Raw genomic sequence first — 617 nt, 5'->3', positions numbered from 1 at the left:
GGGTCCTCCCGGATTCCGACGGCATTTCGCGTGTGCCGCCGTACTCAGGATCCGTTGGATCTTCCATTGAATGTCGCCTACGGGGCTCTTACCCGCTCTGGCCGCTTTTTCCAAAGCCTTCGGCTATCGTCTAAAAGATCGTGTCAACGTCCTACAACCCCAGAATGCAAGCATCCTGGTTTGGGCTGTTCCCGTTTCGCTCGCCGCTACTCAGGGAATCGAGGTTTCTTTTTCTTCCTGCAGCTACTAAGATGTTTCAGTTGGCTGCGTGTCCCGCTTGCCTGCTATGGATTCACAGATCAAGCCACATTCGATCAAAAATGCGGGGTTTCCCCATTCGGAGATCTCTGGATCTTAGCTTACTTACAGCTCCCCAGAGCATATCGGTGTTGGTCCCGTCCTTCATCGGCTCCTAGTGCCAAGGCATCCGCCGTGCGCCCTTTCTTACTTAACCTGATTCGACCGTTCGGTCGAAAGGTCGTTCCATGGAAAATGCTTTGAGCGATCAAAGCCCATGGAAACGTTCGTGCTGAACTTCGTTAAAAACTTGTTCAACGCGGATTCTCGGTTTTTTGGTGTTGATTGTTGTTTTTCTATCCAGTTTTCAAAGAACAAAA

The 617-nt window shown here is 50.6% G+C and carries 1 rRNA gene; it reads right to left on the bottom strand.

Going from position 1 to position 617, the window contains the following annotated elements:
* A 23S ribosomal RNA gene (locus TS1_RS12285) occupies positions 1-454 on the bottom strand; the annotation flags it as partial.
* Positions 455-617 lie beyond the last annotated feature (163 nt).

The sequence above is a fragment of the Tetragenococcus solitarius NBRC 100494 genome, from assembly GCF_001544195.1.
Classification (GTDB): Bacteria; Bacillota; Bacilli; order Lactobacillales; family Enterococcaceae; genus Tetragenococcus; species Tetragenococcus solitarius.
The sequence above is the reverse complement of the archived record's forward strand: the minus strand, read 5'-3'. Positions and strand labels throughout refer to the sequence as shown.